Here is a 14,832-nt window from a genome sequence, read left to right as displayed (position 1 = left end):
GTTGGTTGCAACTCCGCTCGCGGACGCTCTCGGGGTGGAGGGCGGTCTCGTCGGCGGAGTTGCTCGTTCGAAACAATTCGTCCCGCCCATATATGTTTAACGACTAAGTAGTTCAGGCGTTGATTACCCGCCCGAACCGGTCACACCCCCGAGATGTCGGGCGGTCGGCGCCGCGACCCTCACTCACCGAACGCGTCGTAGTAGAGGACGCCTAACGTGGTCCGACCGTCCCGGACCTCGTCGGCGGCGACGTGCTCGCGGAGGTCGGCCATCGTCGTGGTCGCGACCCGAATCGACTCGTCGGCGTCGAGGTCCTGTTGGGCGGTCGGCGTACAGCCCCGGGCGACGAAAAAGTGGAGGACGCTGTTGGCGACCCCGTTCGCGGGCTCGACGGTGGTGAGGCGCTCGACGGCCTCGGCCTCGTGGCCGGTCTCCTCGCGGAGTTCCCGGCGGGCCGCCGCCGACAGATCGTCGTCGTCGGGCTCGGTGCCCCCGACCGGGAGCCCGCGGTTCACCCGACCGACCGCCTGTCGCCACTCCTCGATGACGACGACCTCCCCGTCGGGCGTGAACGGAAGCACGACTACGCTCGGCGGTTCGGCGAGGTAGTCGTAGTTGGTCTCGGTGCCGTCGGGGAGCCTGACTCGCTCGCGCCGGACGTCGAACCCCGGACAGCTGTAGGCCACCTCGGCGTCGAGGCTCTCCCACGCGAGCGGGTCGGCGGCGTCGGCGCTATCGCGGTCGTCGCCGTCGGTGCCCCGAGCGTCGCGTTCGTCGTCGGACATGCCCGAGAGGTCGTGGCGGGCCGGCAAAGAGCCACCGCTTGCCGACGACGGCCCCTCAGTCGGTCAGGCCGTACCCGCGCTCGAACAGCGCCACGTCGAGGCCGGCGACCGCGGCGGTCAGCCCCGTCAGCACCGCGAGCGACCAGACGGGGTCGACCTCCGAGACGCCCAGAAAGCCGTACCGGACGCCGTTGACCATGTACACCATCGGGTTCAGGAACGACAGCTCTTGGTACGGCGACGGGAGCTCGCGGACCGCGTAGAACACGCCGCCGAAAAACACCAGCGGCCGGACGATGAACTGATTCATCATGGTGAGGTTGTCCCAGTCGTCGGCCCAGAGCCCGACGACCACGCCGAAGCTCGCAAACAACAGGCTCACCACCAGCCCGAACGCGAGCAGGTAGAGCGGTCGGGCGACCCCGACCGAGGTGAAAAAGGCGCCGATGACCGCGATGAGCGACCCCACCAGGATCCCGCGGGTCGCGCCCGCGACGATGTACGCCGCGACCATCCGGGAGTAGGGCATCGGCGACGTCAGCGTCTCCTCGATGTACTCGTTCCACCGGCCGTGAAAGATCGAAAACGAGGCGTTCTCGAAGGCGTTCGAGATGGCGCCCAGCACCACCAGCCCGGGCAGGATGAACAGGATGTACGGGACGGGGTCGCCGTCCGCGAGGCTGATCTCGCCCACCCGGTCGCCGAGGATGACGCCGAACACCGCGAAGTAGAGCACGTTGGTCACGAACGGCGGCACGAACGTGTTGCGGGGCCGCCGGAGGAATCGCAGGATCTCGCGCTTGGTGAGCGTCTTGAACCCCGTCAGCCCGGAGACCAGACTCACGGCAGTTCACCCCCGTCGGCCGCGACCGGCTCTGCGGTCCGGTCGCCACCGCCCTCGCGGGTCATCTCCACGAACACCTCTTCGAGGGAGGTCCGGGAGATGTCGAAGTCGACGATCTCGTGGCCCGCCCGGTCGAGCGCCCGGACCAGATCGGGCGCGACCAGCCCGCCCCGCGTGGCGGTGACGACCAGTTTGTCGCCGTCGAGTTCGACCGCCTCGATCCGGCCCTCGCGCTCGCCCGCCGCGAGCGTCGGCAGGTCGGGGACCGTCGCGGGCGCGTCCCGGAGCGTGACGGTGATCCGGTCGGGACCCCGGTCCATCAGCTCCTCGGGGGTCGCCACGGTGAGCAGACGCCCCGAGTCGAGGATCGCGACCTCGTCACAGAGCCGCTCGGCCTCCTCGATGTAGTGGGTGGTGAGCAGGATGGTGGTCCCGCCCTCGTTGAGCTCGGTGATGAGGTCCCAGAGGTCGTGGCGCAACTGCACGTCGACGCCCGCGGTCGGCTCGTCGAGGATCAGCAGGTCGGGGTCGGTGATCAGCGCGCGTGCGAGCATGAATCGCCGTTTCATCCCGCCGGACAGCCAGTCGAACCGGGTGTCGCGCTTGTCGTAGATCCCCACCCGCCTGAGCACCTCGTCGGCGCGCTCGCCCGCGGTCGACTCCGGGATGCCGTGGTAGCCCGCCTTGTGCTGGAGCACCTCCCGGATCGGGAAGAACCGATCGACGTTGAACTCCTGGGGCGCGAGCCCGATCGCGTCCCGGGCCCGCCGGTAGTCGTCCTCGACGTCGTGGCCGAACACCTCGGCCCGACCGCCGGTCCGGCGGACGAGCCCGACGAGGATGTTGATGAACGTGGTCTTGCCCGCGCCGTTCGGACCCAGCAGTCCGAAGAAGCTCCCCTCGGGGACCGTCAGCGAGACGCCGTCCAGCGCCCGGACGTCCTCGTAGCGCTTTTGAAGGTTCTCGACGTCGATGGCAGCAGTCATTCGACCCGGCCTACGCGTGTCGCGGCGTTAAGGCCGTTGGTGCGGACCGAGGCGGCTACGCGAGTTCGCGCTCGAACTCCCGGATGGTCACGTCGGTGCCGGCCACGATCACGGCGTCGCCGTCGGCGATCCCCGTCCCGTCGTCGAGCAGTAGCTCGCCGCCGCGCTCGACGCCCACGAGGACGTAGCCGCTCGCCGGGTCGGGCTGGGCCGCCCCGAGGGTCCGGCCCGCGAACGGCGCGGCGTCGATCCGGACGAGCCGGAGCTGTTCGACCGGCGTGAGCACGTCCTCGCCGCGGACCTCCCTGGCGAGCAGTCGGGCGCTGACCCGCTGGGTCGACAGCGCGTAGTCGGCGCCCGCGTCGAACGCGGTCGGCGACTTCGCGGTGTCGTCGACCCGGACCAGGATCTCGAGGTCGTCGGTGAGCGTGCGCGCGATCGCGACCGCGAGGAGCGCGGTCGAGTCGTCGTCGACGGTCACGACGAGCGCGCTCGCCGTCTCGATATCGGCGAGTTCGAGCGTCCGCGGGTCCGAGACGTCGCCGACGACGTCGACGCCGCGGGCCTCCCGCCGGTCGACGGTCGTCACGTCCGTCTCGTCGGCCAGCGCCTCGCGAGCCGCCCGGCCGCCGGTCCCCACGCCCGCGACGATCACCGCCGAGTGGCGGCGGGACGGCCGGATGCCGGCCGCGACCTCCTGAAGGTCGTCGAGCGCGTCCTCGGTGCCGGCCACGATCAACACCGAGTTCGGCGTGAGCTCGGTCCCGGGTTCGACGGGGAGTTCGAGCTCGCCGTCGACCCAGGCCCCGACGAGCGAGCGATCCGAGTCCCCGGCGAACCCGACGTCCTCGATGGCGACCCCGGCGAGCGCCCCGTTGCGCCGGACGAGCACCTCCCGGATCCGGAGGTCGCCCACGGCGGCGTCGCCGGCGGCCTCGGGCGACTCGGCCCACACGCCGGCCTTCTGGCCCAGCCGCCGGCCGATGAGCGCGTGGGGCGACAGGACCGTGTCGGCACCGACCTCCCGGAGCGCCGGCTCGTGGTCGGGCGTGTCGGTGACCGCGACGACTTTCAGGTCGTCTGCGTGTCTGCGAGCCGTCAGGATCACGCTCGCGTTCCGGTCGCCCGCGTCGGCGACGAGGGCGCTCGCGTCGCCGATCATCGCGCGATCGAGCGACTCGGGGGTCTCCGGGTCGCCGTGGATCACCTGATAGCCGTCGTCCGAGAGGCGTTTGGCCTCCTCGGGGTCGGACTCGATCAGGACGTAGTCGACGCCGAGCCGGCGAAACTCCTCGAGCAACACGCCGGTGTCCCGGCGGTACTCGCAGATCACGACGTGATCGTCTTTCGCGGTCAGCCGGTCGCTGAGGTCGAGGGGCGCGCGCTCGAACAGCGGGATGACGAGCACCCGGAGGGTCGCGAACCCGATCGCGACGCCCGTCAACTGCATGAACGCGACGTAGACGTTCATGATCGGCGACGACCACGGCGAGTCGGCGCCGTACCCCGTCGTGGTCATCGTCTCCACGACGGTCTGGAACGACCGGAAAAGCGAGTGGTTTCGCCCCTCCAGGGTCCGCATGCCGTAGTTGTAGAGGACGCTGTACGCCACGATGACCGCGAGGACGACCCCGGCGTAGGCGATCACGAGCCGCTGGCGCCGGGTCAGTCCCGGGATCGGTCCGTCGACGTCTCGAAACAGGTCGGCCCAGTTGCTAGGCATGTGATCGTCGAGGCGCGGTCGTCGGTCGAACGGTTCGCATCCCCCTGCCGTACGCGCGCCTCCGTCATGAGTGATGTGACCGCGAGCGGGCCGCTCAGAAGTCGGTCAGCTTCGCCTCGACCGACCCCTTCGCGTCGGTATCGAACGCCGAGAGGCCGACGAACTCCAGCCCGTCGTCCCGGAGTGCGCGCTTCACCCGGTCGGACGCCGAGGGCGCGACCAGCATCCCGCGAACGTCCTCGTTGGTCTCCTCGTACAGCGAGACGTACCGTCGTAGCTGGTCGAAGTGGTCGAGCGTCGCCTGAATGCGCTTTACCTCCACCACGACGGGGTCGCCCTGAGCGTCGCGGGCGAAGAAGTCGACGTAGCCGTACTTTGTCTCGCGTTCGTGTTCGACGATCCGGAGTCCCGCTTCGAGCGCCTCGGGGTTGGCCTCGATGTACTCGTGCATCTCGGCCTCGGTGCCCGACTCCTCGTAGGTCGCGCCGTCGGTGGCGTCGAACCGCGTGAGCCCGTACGCGTCGTGGATGCGGGCCTCAACGCGCTCGTTGGGGTTGGTGCGACGCGCGAGCACCACCGCATCGCCGTCGCTCACCCGCGCGGAGACGCGCCCGCCGCCGGGCATCCAGTTGACCGGTTCGTGGCCGGTCGGCTGGTGGACGAGGAAGGTGCCGTCGGGCTTGGCGACCAGCACCCGATCGCCCGGCCCCAGCGAGCCGCTCGTGCGGCCCTCGTACGTTACCTCGCAGTTCGCCGCCACCGTCAACACCGCGCCGTCCCGGACCGCGGCCGTCACCGCCGCCGCCACGTCGTCGGGGTCGGGCGCGTCGAGTTGCTCGACCGCCATGCTCGTTGCCCGGTGGTCGCGTCGGTGATAAAAAGGTGGCCGATTCGACGCCGAGAGCGTCCGCGAGGCGGCCGCCGTCGCGGCGGACGCCCGCGCCGAGACAGCCGGTGGGGATTTGGGCCCCCGCGTCGTACCTGACCCACCCATGAGCAGGGACGGAGACGGGTCGGGACTGGTCTCGGTCGTCGTTCCGACCTACTACCGGAACGATCGGCTCCGAGAAGCCCTCGAAAGCGTGGCGGCCCAGGAGTACGAGCCCGTCGAGACGATCGTGGTCGACAGCGCCGAGGACGGCCACGCCCGGCCGGTCGCCGCGGAGTTCCCGGCGGTCGAGTACGCGTCCACCGACCGCGACGAGGGACCGCAGGCCGCCCGGAGCCTCGGTGCGGAGCGCGCCTCGGGCGAGTACGTCCAGTTTCTCGACGACGACGACCGGCTCGCGCCCGACAAGCTCCGCAAGCAGGTCGCGCTCCTCGACCCGCCAGTCGGCGTCGTTTACTGCGGGATGGACGACGAGGACCGCGGCGAGGTCCTGCCGAACCCCGCGGTCCGGGGCGACGTGCTGGCGTACGCCCTGGAGATGCGGACGTTTCCCTGCATCTACTCCACGATGCTCGTCGACGCCGACGTGGTCGAGGACCTGCTCCCGCTCGGACACCGCCACGGCGCCGACGACACCGCGACCAAGATCGATCTCGCGCTCCGGACCCGGTTCGACTTCGTGGCCGAGCCCCTGATCGTCCGGGGGCGGACCGACACCTCGCTGTCGGCGTCGTGGGCGTATCTGGAGGGTCGCAAGCGAGTGATCGCCGACTTCGACGATATCTACCGCCGGTTCCCGCGGGAGGTCCGCCGGCGCGCGGTCCGGGAGACCTACTCCCAGATCGGCCGGAAATTACTCGACGAACAGGGCTGGTCGCCGGCCGCGACCGTGGCGTTCGCCCGCGCGGCCTACTACACCCCCGACGACCGGGTCGACTACGTCGGGGAGTGTCTCGCGTCGGTGTTCGGCCGGCGAGGGGTTCGGGTCGCCGACCGCCTGCGCTCGTAGCGCCCGCCCGACGCCTCGACTCAGGGCTCTGCGTTCGGCGGGTCCCCGGCGCGCTCGGGGAACTGCTCGGCGACCTGCCGGCGGGTCGCTTCGAGCCCCTCGGAGTTGTCCACGGTGACGTGATCGCGCGCGAGCGGGTCGAACGTCTCGCGGTAGAGCCGGTGGACCTCGAAGTCGGCGTCGCTCTCGTCGCCCTCCCGGCGCTCGATCCGGTCGCGGACCACCGACTCCGCACACTCGACTTTCACCAGCCGGAACTCGGCGCCGAGGTCCGCGGCGAGCGTCGCGAGTCGGTCCCGGCGGTCGGCGTCCTGGAAGGTGCCGTCGAGCACGACGCTCCGGCCGGACCCGACGGTCTCGCGGGCCCGATCGAACAGTTCGTCGTACACCAGCCGGGACTCCTCCTCGGTGTAGTCGGGGTCGGTGAGGAGTTCCTTGCGGACCACGTCGGTCCGGAGGAGCCGGCCGTCGAGCCGGTCGGCGACGGTCTCGGCCACCGTCGTCTTCCCGACGCCCGGCAGGCCACAGACCGCGACCAGCGACTCAGCCATCGATACCACCGTCGGTCGAACGGGCGTGCGCGTCGGCCGCCGCGAGTCCCCGGATCATCCTGACTACCGTGTTCTGGCCGGCGACCCGTTATGAAAGTGGGGCAAACGCGTCGGGCTCACCCGCGCGCCGAGAGCATGTGACGGACCCCCTGAACGAACGGGCCGGGGTCGTCGAGCCGGAGGTAGTCGAAGTTCGGGTGGTCGTAGCACGACGCGAGGATCTCCCACGCGGTGGCGGCGAGCGAGGGCCGCTCGACGTGCGGGGAGTCGTCCCGGAGCACGCTCAGCAGGTAGCCGAGTTCGCCGTACAGGAGGTGGCTCCCGGCGCCGACCTCGTAGCCCGACTCGACCCGGTCGGGACGGTCAGTCGCCGCCAGCCAGTAGTGGAGCGGGAAGTCCGCGCCCGCCCGGACCGTCAACGGAAGCGACTGGTACATCCGGGGGTTGATCTCGGTGAGTACGAACTCGCCGGTCTCGGCGTCGCGCATGTACTCGATGCAGGCGACCCCGTGCCAGTCGAGGGCCTCCAGCAGGGTCCGGCCGGCCCGTTCGAGCGCGGGCACGTCGACCGACTCGCGGTAGACGCCGCCCCCGCCGGTGTAGGAGTTGCCCCGGATCTGGCGGTGCTGGAACGTCGAGAGGAGTTCGCCCCGATCACACACCGCCCCAAAGAGGTACTCGTCGCTCGACTCGACGTACTCTTGGACGAGCGGCTCGTGGTGCATCTGCGCGACGAGCGCCTCGCTGTCGGGGCGCTCGCCGGGGCGCAGGTGGGTGACGGTCTTGACCTCCTCGGCCTCGTCGGGGGCGTAGGCGTCGAGGTACTCGTCGGTCAGGAGGTTGTACCGCGACTTCACGATCATCTCCTCGCTCCAGTCGTCGACCTCGCTCAGGAGCCGGGTTTCGGGCACCGCCAGGCCCGCCTGCGCCGCGATCTCGAACAGTCGCTTTCGGTCGTGGACGTTCCGGAGCGTCTCGAGGTCCGGCACGAGGAGCGAGACGTACGCCTCGAACTCCTCGCGGTACTTCGTGAGGACGTAGCTGTCCTCCTCGCGGATCGGGACCACCGTGCGGACGTCGGAGCGGGCGGCGATGCCGACCAGCGCGTCCTTGTACGCGAGCAGGTCGTCGTGGGGCGAGGGAATCGTCAGCGCCTCGTCGCAGAACCGCGAGGCGAACTCCGGGACGTCGTCGTGGTGGGACGCGACGATCACGCGGAGCCCGCGGTCCGAGAGCGACCGCAGACACGCGTACGTCGCCGGATCGTACCCCGTCGGCAGGAGGACGGCGTTTCGGTTCTCGGTCGTCGCCATACCCTCGGGTCGGCGTAGACGCTCATTAAGATAGGGAACCGTTAACTCCGGTTCGGCGGCGCAGGCCGAGCCTACGCTCCGATAGGCGTCGTCTGGGGGCGGTCCCGCGGTGCCTGCGCGACCCGGATCGTGCGAACCGTCCCCAGTCGAACCGCCTGCACTTATACGGGCCCCATTCACACTGGTAGCCATGACCGGAGACGAGCGGCAAATCGAGTCGACGGCGAACGCGGCGAGCGGAGACGAACGCGGCGCGCCGGGACGGACCGGCCCGGAGGGCGACCCATGAGCGGCGAGGCCGGCGCCGACCCGACTGCGAGCGACCTCAACGATCTGCCGGGGCTGGCCGCCGAACTGGTCCGCATCGAGACGGAGAACCCGCCGGGCAACGAGCGGCCCTGCGCGGAGTTCGTCGTCGAGTGGTTCGACCACCGGGGGATCGACGCGACGCTGTTCGAGGAGCCAAGCGCCCAGCGCCCACAGGCGGTCGCCGAGGTCGGCGACCGCGAGGACGGGCCCACGCTCGTGCTGAACGGCCACACCGACGTGGTACCCGCCGGCGACCGCGAGGCGTGGACCCACGACCCCTACGCCGGCGCGATCGCCGACGGCCGCCTCCACGGTCGGGGGAGCGCCGACATGAAGACGGGGATCGCGCTCGCGATGGTGACCGCCCGGGACCTCGCGCCAGAGATCGAGTCGGGCGACCTCGACGGCTCTCTGGTGGTCCACGCCGCGATGGGCGAGGAGACCGGCGACCCCGGCACCGCGAGCCTCCTCGATGCGGGTTACGGCGGGGACGCCGCGGTCGTGCTCGAACCCACCGGCTTCCGGGTCGGCACGCGCGCGAAGGGGGTCGCCACCTTCCGGGTCGGCGTCGCCGGGGCCGCCGCCCACGCCAGCCACCCCGACGAAGGCGCGAACGCGATCGACGCCGCCCGGCCGGTGCTCGTCGCGATCGACGAGTACGACGCCCGACTCCGCGAGCGCGTCGACGACCTCGTCGGGCGGGCCTACGCCACGGTCACGGAGCTGTCGGCCGGCACCGATTCGAACATGGCCGTGCTCCCCGAGCGCGCGGAACTGTTGCTCGATCGGCGAATCCTCCCGGACGAGCGCTTCGAGGACGTGGAGGCGGAGCTCGACGACCTGTTCGCGGGCGTCGAGCGCGAGGCGGGCGTCGAGACCGATCGCGAACTCGTGATGCACTACGCCTCGGCCGGGATCGCCGACGACAGCCCGCTGGCCGAGCGGTTGCGCCGGCTCTCGGCCGACCGGGCCGACGCCCCGACCGAGCCGTGGGGGATGGCGGCCGCGACCGACGCCCGGGAGTTCGTCGAGCGAGGCATCGACGCCGTCATCTGGGGGCCGGGCGACCTCTCGAAGGCCCACGCGGTCGACGAGTGCATCGACCTCGCGGACGCCGCGACCGGGCTCGAAATCCTGAAAACCGCGACGAGAGAGGTTTTGTCGGAGTCCTAGCCGGGGACCGACGCCAGCAGGTCGACGCCGAACCCGGAGAAACCACAACTATGATGGGACGGCGGTCGGCTCCTGTCGGATATGGTAACGGAGCTCGCACGGCTGTACTCCGAGGCGTTCGCTCCGGAGTACTTCGTCCTCCTCTGTACGATCGCGCTCGTCGGACACGAGTGGCGACGGCGGCGGTTCGGTCCCGCCGGACTCGCCGGACGCGCGCTCGCCGTCGTCGCGGGATGGGCGGTCGCGTTCGCCATCTACGAGTCGACCGGCGCGGTTTTCGAGTCGGTGCCGTCGTGGGGCGAGGACTTCACGGGGAGCGTCGGGCTCGGGGTCGGGATCCTGCTGATCGGGATCGTCTGGCGCCTCCGAGAGTGGGGCCGACACGTCCCGCGGTTCGCGGCGCTCCTGCTCGGGGTCACCGTCGTCCACGTCGCGATCACGCCGTTCTGGGACGTTTCGAGTCACGTCGCGTACGCCGTCGCGCCCGCCGGCTACCTCGTCTCTGCGGACCGCCGGTTCTGGCCGCTGCTCGCGGTGGCGATCGGAATGGTGGCGGCCCGACCGCTGGCGGGGGCTCACACCTGGCTCCAGTCGATCGGTGGGTTCGCGCTCGCGGCGGCGTTCATCGCGGGACTCAGCTACCGGGTCGGTCGAACCGGCGGGGCGGCGGCACCCGACCGAGCGACCGCCGGTCGAGAGTAACTACGGATCGAGCGACACCGTCGAGAGGCCGGCATCGAGGTCCTCGACGTGGTCGTTGAACGCCGCCACGAACCCCGAGACGTCCCCCGCGAGCCGGCGCACGTCGCGGGCCGAGGGCTGTTCGTACTGCGAGAGGAGATAGATCCCGCCCTCGCCGCCGACCCGGAGGTAGCTCGCGCCGTCGACGTCCCACTTGAGTTCCCACCGGGTCCCATCGACCCGCGCCGCGAACGTGCCGTACTCGTCGGCCTCGTACCGGGAGAGTTCGAGCGCCATCCGATCGGCCGCGTCCCGGATCGCGCCGAGCACCCGGTCGCGCTCGGCGACGACCGATTCGGTCGAGGCCACCTCGGGGAACTCGTCGGCCACGTCGTCGAGGACCCCGGAGAGCGACCCGACGTAGTCGTTGTACGCCGCCACGAACGCGTCGTAGTCCTCCATGGCGGTCGCGAGTGGGTCGGGGTCGGGCGGATGCTTGGTCGAGACCACGTACGTCTCGGTCCGACCGCCGTCGAACAGGAGAAACTGGAGCGCCCCGGCTTCGTACTTGACCGTCCACTCGCCGCGCTCGGTCTCGAAGCTCCGCTTGCCGTAGTCGCCGCCGTGCAACAGCGCGAGTTCGCGCGCGATCGTCCCGGCGTGGTCGGCCACGCGCGCGACGACCTCGTCGCGGCGCTCGGCGACCGCCTCGGTCGATGCGGGGTCGCGGTCGGTGGGTTCGGTCATCGTCGACCGAACGCACTCGCAGGGGTTAACGACTGTGACCTGCGCCGGCTACCGGAACTCCCGGTGGAGCGCCAGCCCCTCCTCGTCGAGGACGCCCCCGACGACCGGGATCTCCCGGCCGCGGCGCTCGAAGATTTCGCCGCAGGGGACGCTCTCGGGCCCGCCGAACGCCTCGGCGAGGGCGGCGGCCGAGACGCTGTACACGACGCCGCCCAGTCCCGCGATGGCGATCGCGCCCGCGCACATGGGGCAGGGCTCGGTGCTAGTGTACATCACCGCCTCCGCCCGCTCGCCGGCGTCGAGTTCGCGAGCGGCGCGACGCGCCAGCGTGAGTTCCGGATGGAGCGCGATGTCGTCGTCGGTGTGCTCGCGGTTTGTATCTTCCATCACCACGTCGCCGTCCCGGACGAGCACCGACCCGTACGGGCCGTCGCCCCGGTCGCCGGCCCGTCTGGCGAGCCGAATCGCTCGCCGGACGTGCGGTTCGTGATCGCGTTCGTCGAGTGAGCTCACGCCTCAGCAATCGGAGGCGACCGACAGAAACGTTTGGGTGCGACGGGGCGAGACGGGATCGGGGTCAGTCCGAGCCGAACATGTCCCGCATCATCGGGTGCATCTCCATCAGCTGCTCCTCGGCGATCTCCTCGTAGATCTTGTACGTGATCGAGACCGTCAGCAACAGCCCCGTCCCCGAGACGTCGCCGATGGTGCCGAGCATGTTCGCCATCACCGCGAGCAGGCCGACCAGCGCGCCGCCGATGACGGTGACCTGCGGGATGTACCGCTCCATCACCTTCTCGATGACGCCGGTGTTCTGGCGGAAGCCGGGGATCTGCATCCCGGAGTTCTGGATCTGCTTGGCGGTGGCCTCCGGGCCCATGTCGGTGGTCTCGACCCAGAAGATGGCGAAGATGGCGCCGCCGATCACCATGAAGGTGAGGTCTACCGCGACCCGGATCATGATCTGCCACGGCTCCTGGGTCGCGCCCGCCGCCCACCACATCCACTGCTGGGGCGACTGTACCGGCGCGAGGTAGTAGAACAGCCCGCCGGTCGGCTGGCCCTGGCTGTACTGGCCGAGCCACGCGGGCATAGCCCCGAGCTGGCTGTTGAGGATGCGCCCGAGGAACTGGATGTTCATCTGGAGCGCCCGGACGAGGATCATCGGCAGGACGCTCGCGTAGATGAGCTTCACCGGGAACCGACCCCGCGCGCCCTTCACGCGGGCGTGGCTGAGCGGGATCTCGACCCGGACGCTCTCGGCGTACACGACGACCGCGAAGATGAACACCGTCGTGAAGATGGCGAGGATGCCACCCGGCCCGGTCAGGAGGTACTGGATGCCGTCGCCGGTCAGCAGCGAGGGCATGTTCTGGGCGCTCCCCGAGACGATCCCCCACCAGGTCGCGAGCAGACCTGTCCGCTCGCCGAGCCCGGGCCACGCGAACAGGCCGCCGATGAGCCGCTGGCTCACGCCGGCGATGATGAACAGCCCGATCCCGGAGCCGACGCCCCACTTGCTCACGATCTCGTCCATGAACAGGATGAGGATCCCCCCGACGGCGATCTGGGCGAAGATGAGCCACTTGACGCCCCCGAGGCCGATCCCGAGGCTCTGGGCGACCTGCGGGTCCGCGGGCAGGAAGTTGCCGGCGAACACCATCGGCAGGCCGGTCAGGAAGATCATCACGACCACCAGCAGCTTCTGGAGGCCCTGATAGAGGATCTGATCGCGGGGGTCGTCGGTGTCGAGCCCGAGCAGGTCGGCACCGCCGAGCAGCTGCAACACGATGCTCGCGGTGACGATCGGTCCGATACCGAGCTGGAGGATGGTCCCCTGCCCGCCGGCCAGGATCGACCGGAACTGGCCGAACACGTCGGCAGTCTCGTTGGCACCGTACAGGAAGATGTTCGTGAGGAAGAAGTACAGAACCAGCACGCCCGCGGTCCAGCCAAGCTTTCGCTTGAACGGGACGTGGCCCTCCGGCCGTCTCACGGAGGGCATCCGGCTGAGGACTGGTTCGGCCGTCTCTTTCCAACTCATATATCGCAATACATCGGACGGGGGCTTGTATGTGCTTCGCTTTGGATCACGTTCGACCGCGGCGAAGCGCCGCGTCTATTCGCCACGAACCCGGTAGGAAAGCGGCGCACGCGCCGGTCGAGCTCGCCGCCGCAAGACGACTACGGCTGGCGCTCGCCGCCGAAAAAGAACGGAAAAACTCCGAGACGTTACTCGTCGTCGGCGTCTTCGTCGTCTTCGTCCTCGGCGCGCTCGCTGAGGACCGCCTCGCCGCCCTCCTCCTCGATGAGCTCGACCGCGCTCGCCGAGAAGGCGTCGGCGGTGACTTCGAGCTCGTTGCGGACCTGGCCGTCGCCGAGCACCTTGACGGCGTCGACGTCCCAGCCGTCGTCGACGATGTCGCGAGCGTCGAGTCGGTAGCCCGAGTCGGTCTCCTCGGCGTCGCCGTCGGCGGCCAGCAGGGCCGCGTCCTCGTCGAGCTTCTGGACGGTGACGGTCAGGACCTCCTCTTTGACCTTCTCCGGCCGGGAGAAGCCGTGCTTGCCGAGCGGTTCGTAGTTGTGGAACTCGTGTTTGTCGCGTCCCGCGCGCCCGCGGCCGCCGCGGTTGCCGGCGCCGCGCCGGTTCTTGTGCGTGCCGCCGCCGTGGGTGCGAGAGCCGCGCTGTCGTCGTTTCTTGTCCGTCATGGTTATCGCATCGCCTTGAGGAGCGCGTCGATCTCCTCGGTGTCGTGCTTGCCGAGTTCGCCGCCCTCCACGACGGGGTGTTTGAGCCCCTCGTGGCCGCCCCGCGGCGGGTGGAGGCGAAGGACCGGTGCGAGTCCCTGCTCGCGCAGGGTCGTCTCGTCGTCGAGCAGTGCCGACGCAAGGTCGCTGACGCCGTCGTAGTCGGTGTTGTCCGCGACCCACTCGTCGTCGACGTCGGCCGAACCCTCGGCGGGCTCGGCGCGCTTCTCGAGCAGGGTTTCGAGCACGTCCTGGCTCGGTTCGCCGTACGCGGTGTAGTCGTTGACCTTCGTGATCATCCCGCGGTAGGCGTCGCCGTCGGGGACCAGCGCGCAGTGGTTCACGCGGTGGATGTTGAGCATCTCCAGGGTGTCCTGGATGTCCCCGCTCATGTCGACTTCGCCCCGAATCTGGACGACCGCCTTCATGAGTCGGCTACCTCCTCTTCGAAGTCCACCTGACCTCGCGGGCCGCGCGACTCGGCGGCGTTCTCCAGGGCGTTGTAGGTCGCCTTGGCGAGGTTGAGCGTGGTGCGGGTGTTGCCGTGGCTCTTGGTCCAGGCGTTCTCGACGCCGCCCAGTTCCAGAATCTTCCGGACGGTGTCGGTCGCCGCGAGTCCCAGCCCGGTCGGGGCGGGGATCAGTTCGACCTCGACCGAGCCGGCCTTGCCGGTCGTCCGGCGGGCCAGCGAGTGGGGTCGGTCGCTTCGGTCCTCCCACGACCCGGCGCCGCGGTTGACCTTGATGAGGTTGAGCTTCGCGATGTCGATCGCCTTCTGGATGGCCCCGCCGACCTGATCGTCGCGGCCCTCCGCGTAGCCGACGTAGCCGTCGCGGTTACCGATCGCGACGACGCATCGGAACTTCACGCGGCGACCGGAGTCGGTCATCCGCTGGACCATGTTGATGTCCAGTACCTCGTCTTCGAGCCCCGGCAGGAGCTGGTCGACGAGTTCGGACTCCTTCAGCGGGAGGCCGGAGTTGAGGGCGTCCTCCATCGTGTCGATCTCGCCCTCGGCGACTTTGCGGCCGAGACGGGTCTGGGGTTCCCAGCCGTCGTGGTTTGCACACATGT

16 protein-coding genes are annotated in these 14,832 nt (G+C 70.0%); 3 read left to right on the top strand and 13 right to left on the bottom strand.

Annotated elements, in window-relative coordinates; genetic code table 11:
* Positions 1-179 precede the first annotated feature (179 nt).
* From EPY72_RS13190 to nucS, 5 genes are all read right to left on the bottom strand, one after another.
* A complete protein-coding gene (locus tag EPY72_RS13190) occupies positions 180-785 on the bottom strand; it encodes an NUDIX hydrolase (protein ID WP_135806710.1) in 606 nt (201 codons plus the stop codon).
* 55 nt (positions 786-840) lie between these two features.
* Positions 841-1,629 carry an ABC transporter permease gene (locus tag EPY72_RS13185; RefSeq protein ID WP_134671374.1) on the bottom strand — a complete coding sequence of 263 codons (789 nt, stop codon included), beginning with the start codon at positions 1,627-1,629 and terminating at the stop codon, positions 841-843.
* Complete coding sequence (locus EPY72_RS13180) at positions 1,626-2,615, bottom strand: ABC transporter ATP-binding protein (protein ID WP_134671373.1); 990 nt, start codon at positions 2,613-2,615, stop codon at positions 1,626-1,628. Before EPY72_RS13180 ends, EPY72_RS13185 begins: the two co-directional genes overlap by 4 nt.
* A gap of 55 nt (positions 2,616-2,670) precedes the next feature.
* Positions 2,671-4,338, bottom strand: a complete 1,668-nt coding sequence (locus tag EPY72_RS13175; protein WP_135806709.1) for a potassium channel family protein — start codon at positions 4,336-4,338, stop codon at positions 2,671-2,673.
* A 94-nt stretch (positions 4,339-4,432) separates the two neighbouring features.
* Positions 4,433-5,185, bottom strand: coding sequence for an endonuclease NucS (gene nucS / locus EPY72_RS13170; RefSeq protein ID WP_134671371.1), 753 nt, complete (start codon positions 5,183-5,185; stop codon positions 4,433-4,435).
* A gap of 145 nt (positions 5,186-5,330) precedes the next feature.
* Between nucS and EPY72_RS13165 the strand changes: the two genes are divergently transcribed.
* Positions 5,331-6,236 (top strand): glycosyltransferase family 2 protein, encoded by a 906-nt coding sequence (locus EPY72_RS13165; protein ID WP_134671370.1) that lies wholly within the window; start codon positions 5,331-5,333, stop codon positions 6,234-6,236.
* 20 nt (positions 6,237-6,256) lie between these two features.
* Here EPY72_RS13165 and EPY72_RS13160 read toward each other — a convergent pair whose 3' ends face one another.
* Entirely contained in the window at positions 6,257-6,787 is a 531-nt protein-coding gene (locus tag EPY72_RS13160; RefSeq protein ID WP_135806708.1) for a P-loop nucleotide/nucleoside kinase family protein, read from the bottom strand.
* 116 nt (positions 6,788-6,903) lie between these two features.
* Positions 6,904-8,100: a carboxylate--amine ligase gene (locus tag EPY72_RS13155; protein ID WP_135806707.1), complete on the bottom strand. Its 1,197-nt coding sequence runs from the start codon at positions 8,098-8,100 to the stop codon at positions 6,904-6,906.
* Between the two features lie 285 nt (positions 8,101-8,385).
* Here EPY72_RS13155 and EPY72_RS13150 point away from each other — a divergent pair, with 285 nt between their 5' ends.
* Both EPY72_RS13150 and EPY72_RS13145 read left to right on the top strand, forming a co-directional pair.
* Positions 8,386-9,582 carry a M20 family metallopeptidase gene (locus tag EPY72_RS13150; protein WP_135806706.1) on the top strand — a complete coding sequence of 399 codons (1,197 nt, stop codon included), beginning with the start codon at positions 8,386-8,388 and terminating at the stop codon, positions 9,580-9,582.
* Between the two features lie 81 nt (positions 9,583-9,663).
* Positions 9,664-10,284, top strand: a complete 621-nt coding sequence (locus EPY72_RS13145) for a hypothetical protein (protein WP_210423538.1) — start codon at positions 9,664-9,666, stop codon at positions 10,282-10,284.
* Here EPY72_RS13145 and EPY72_RS13140 read toward each other — a convergent pair whose 3' ends face one another.
* The 6 genes from EPY72_RS13140 to EPY72_RS13115 all read right to left on the bottom strand — a co-directional run bounded on the left by EPY72_RS13140 (position 10,285) and on the right by EPY72_RS13115 (position 14,830).
* Complete coding sequence (locus EPY72_RS13140; protein ID WP_135806705.1) at positions 10,285-11,010, bottom strand: profilin-fold protein; 726 nt, start codon at positions 11,008-11,010, stop codon at positions 10,285-10,287.
* A 48-nt stretch (positions 11,011-11,058) separates the two neighbouring features.
* Positions 11,059-11,523, bottom strand: coding sequence for a nucleoside deaminase (locus tag EPY72_RS13135; protein ID WP_135806704.1), 465 nt, complete (start codon positions 11,521-11,523; stop codon positions 11,059-11,061).
* Positions 11,524-11,587: 64 nt separating this feature from the next.
* Positions 11,588-13,054 (bottom strand): preprotein translocase subunit SecY, encoded by a 1,467-nt coding sequence (secY, locus tag EPY72_RS13130; RefSeq protein ID WP_134671364.1) that lies wholly within the window; start codon positions 13,052-13,054, stop codon positions 11,588-11,590.
* 188 nt (positions 13,055-13,242) lie between these two features.
* Positions 13,243-13,719: an uL15m family ribosomal protein gene (locus tag EPY72_RS13125; protein WP_135806703.1), complete on the bottom strand. Its 477-nt coding sequence runs from the start codon at positions 13,717-13,719 to the stop codon at positions 13,243-13,245.
* 2 nt (positions 13,720-13,721) lie between these two features.
* Positions 13,722-14,186, bottom strand: a complete 465-nt coding sequence (gene rpmD / locus EPY72_RS13120; protein ID WP_134671362.1) for a 50S ribosomal protein L30 — start codon at positions 14,184-14,186, stop codon at positions 13,722-13,724.
* A complete protein-coding gene (locus tag EPY72_RS13115) occupies positions 14,183-14,830 on the bottom strand; it encodes a 30S ribosomal protein S5 (protein ID WP_134671361.1) in 648 nt (215 codons plus the stop codon). Before EPY72_RS13115 ends, rpmD begins: the two co-directional genes overlap by 4 nt.
* Positions 14,831-14,832: the final 2 nt, after the last annotated feature.

This window comes from Halorussus marinus, from assembly GCF_004765795.1.
GTDB lineage: Archaea > Halobacteriota > Halobacteria > Halobacteriales > Haladaptataceae > Halorussus > Halorussus marinus.
The sequence above is the reverse complement of the archived record's forward strand: the minus strand, read 5'-3'. Positions and strand labels throughout refer to the sequence as shown.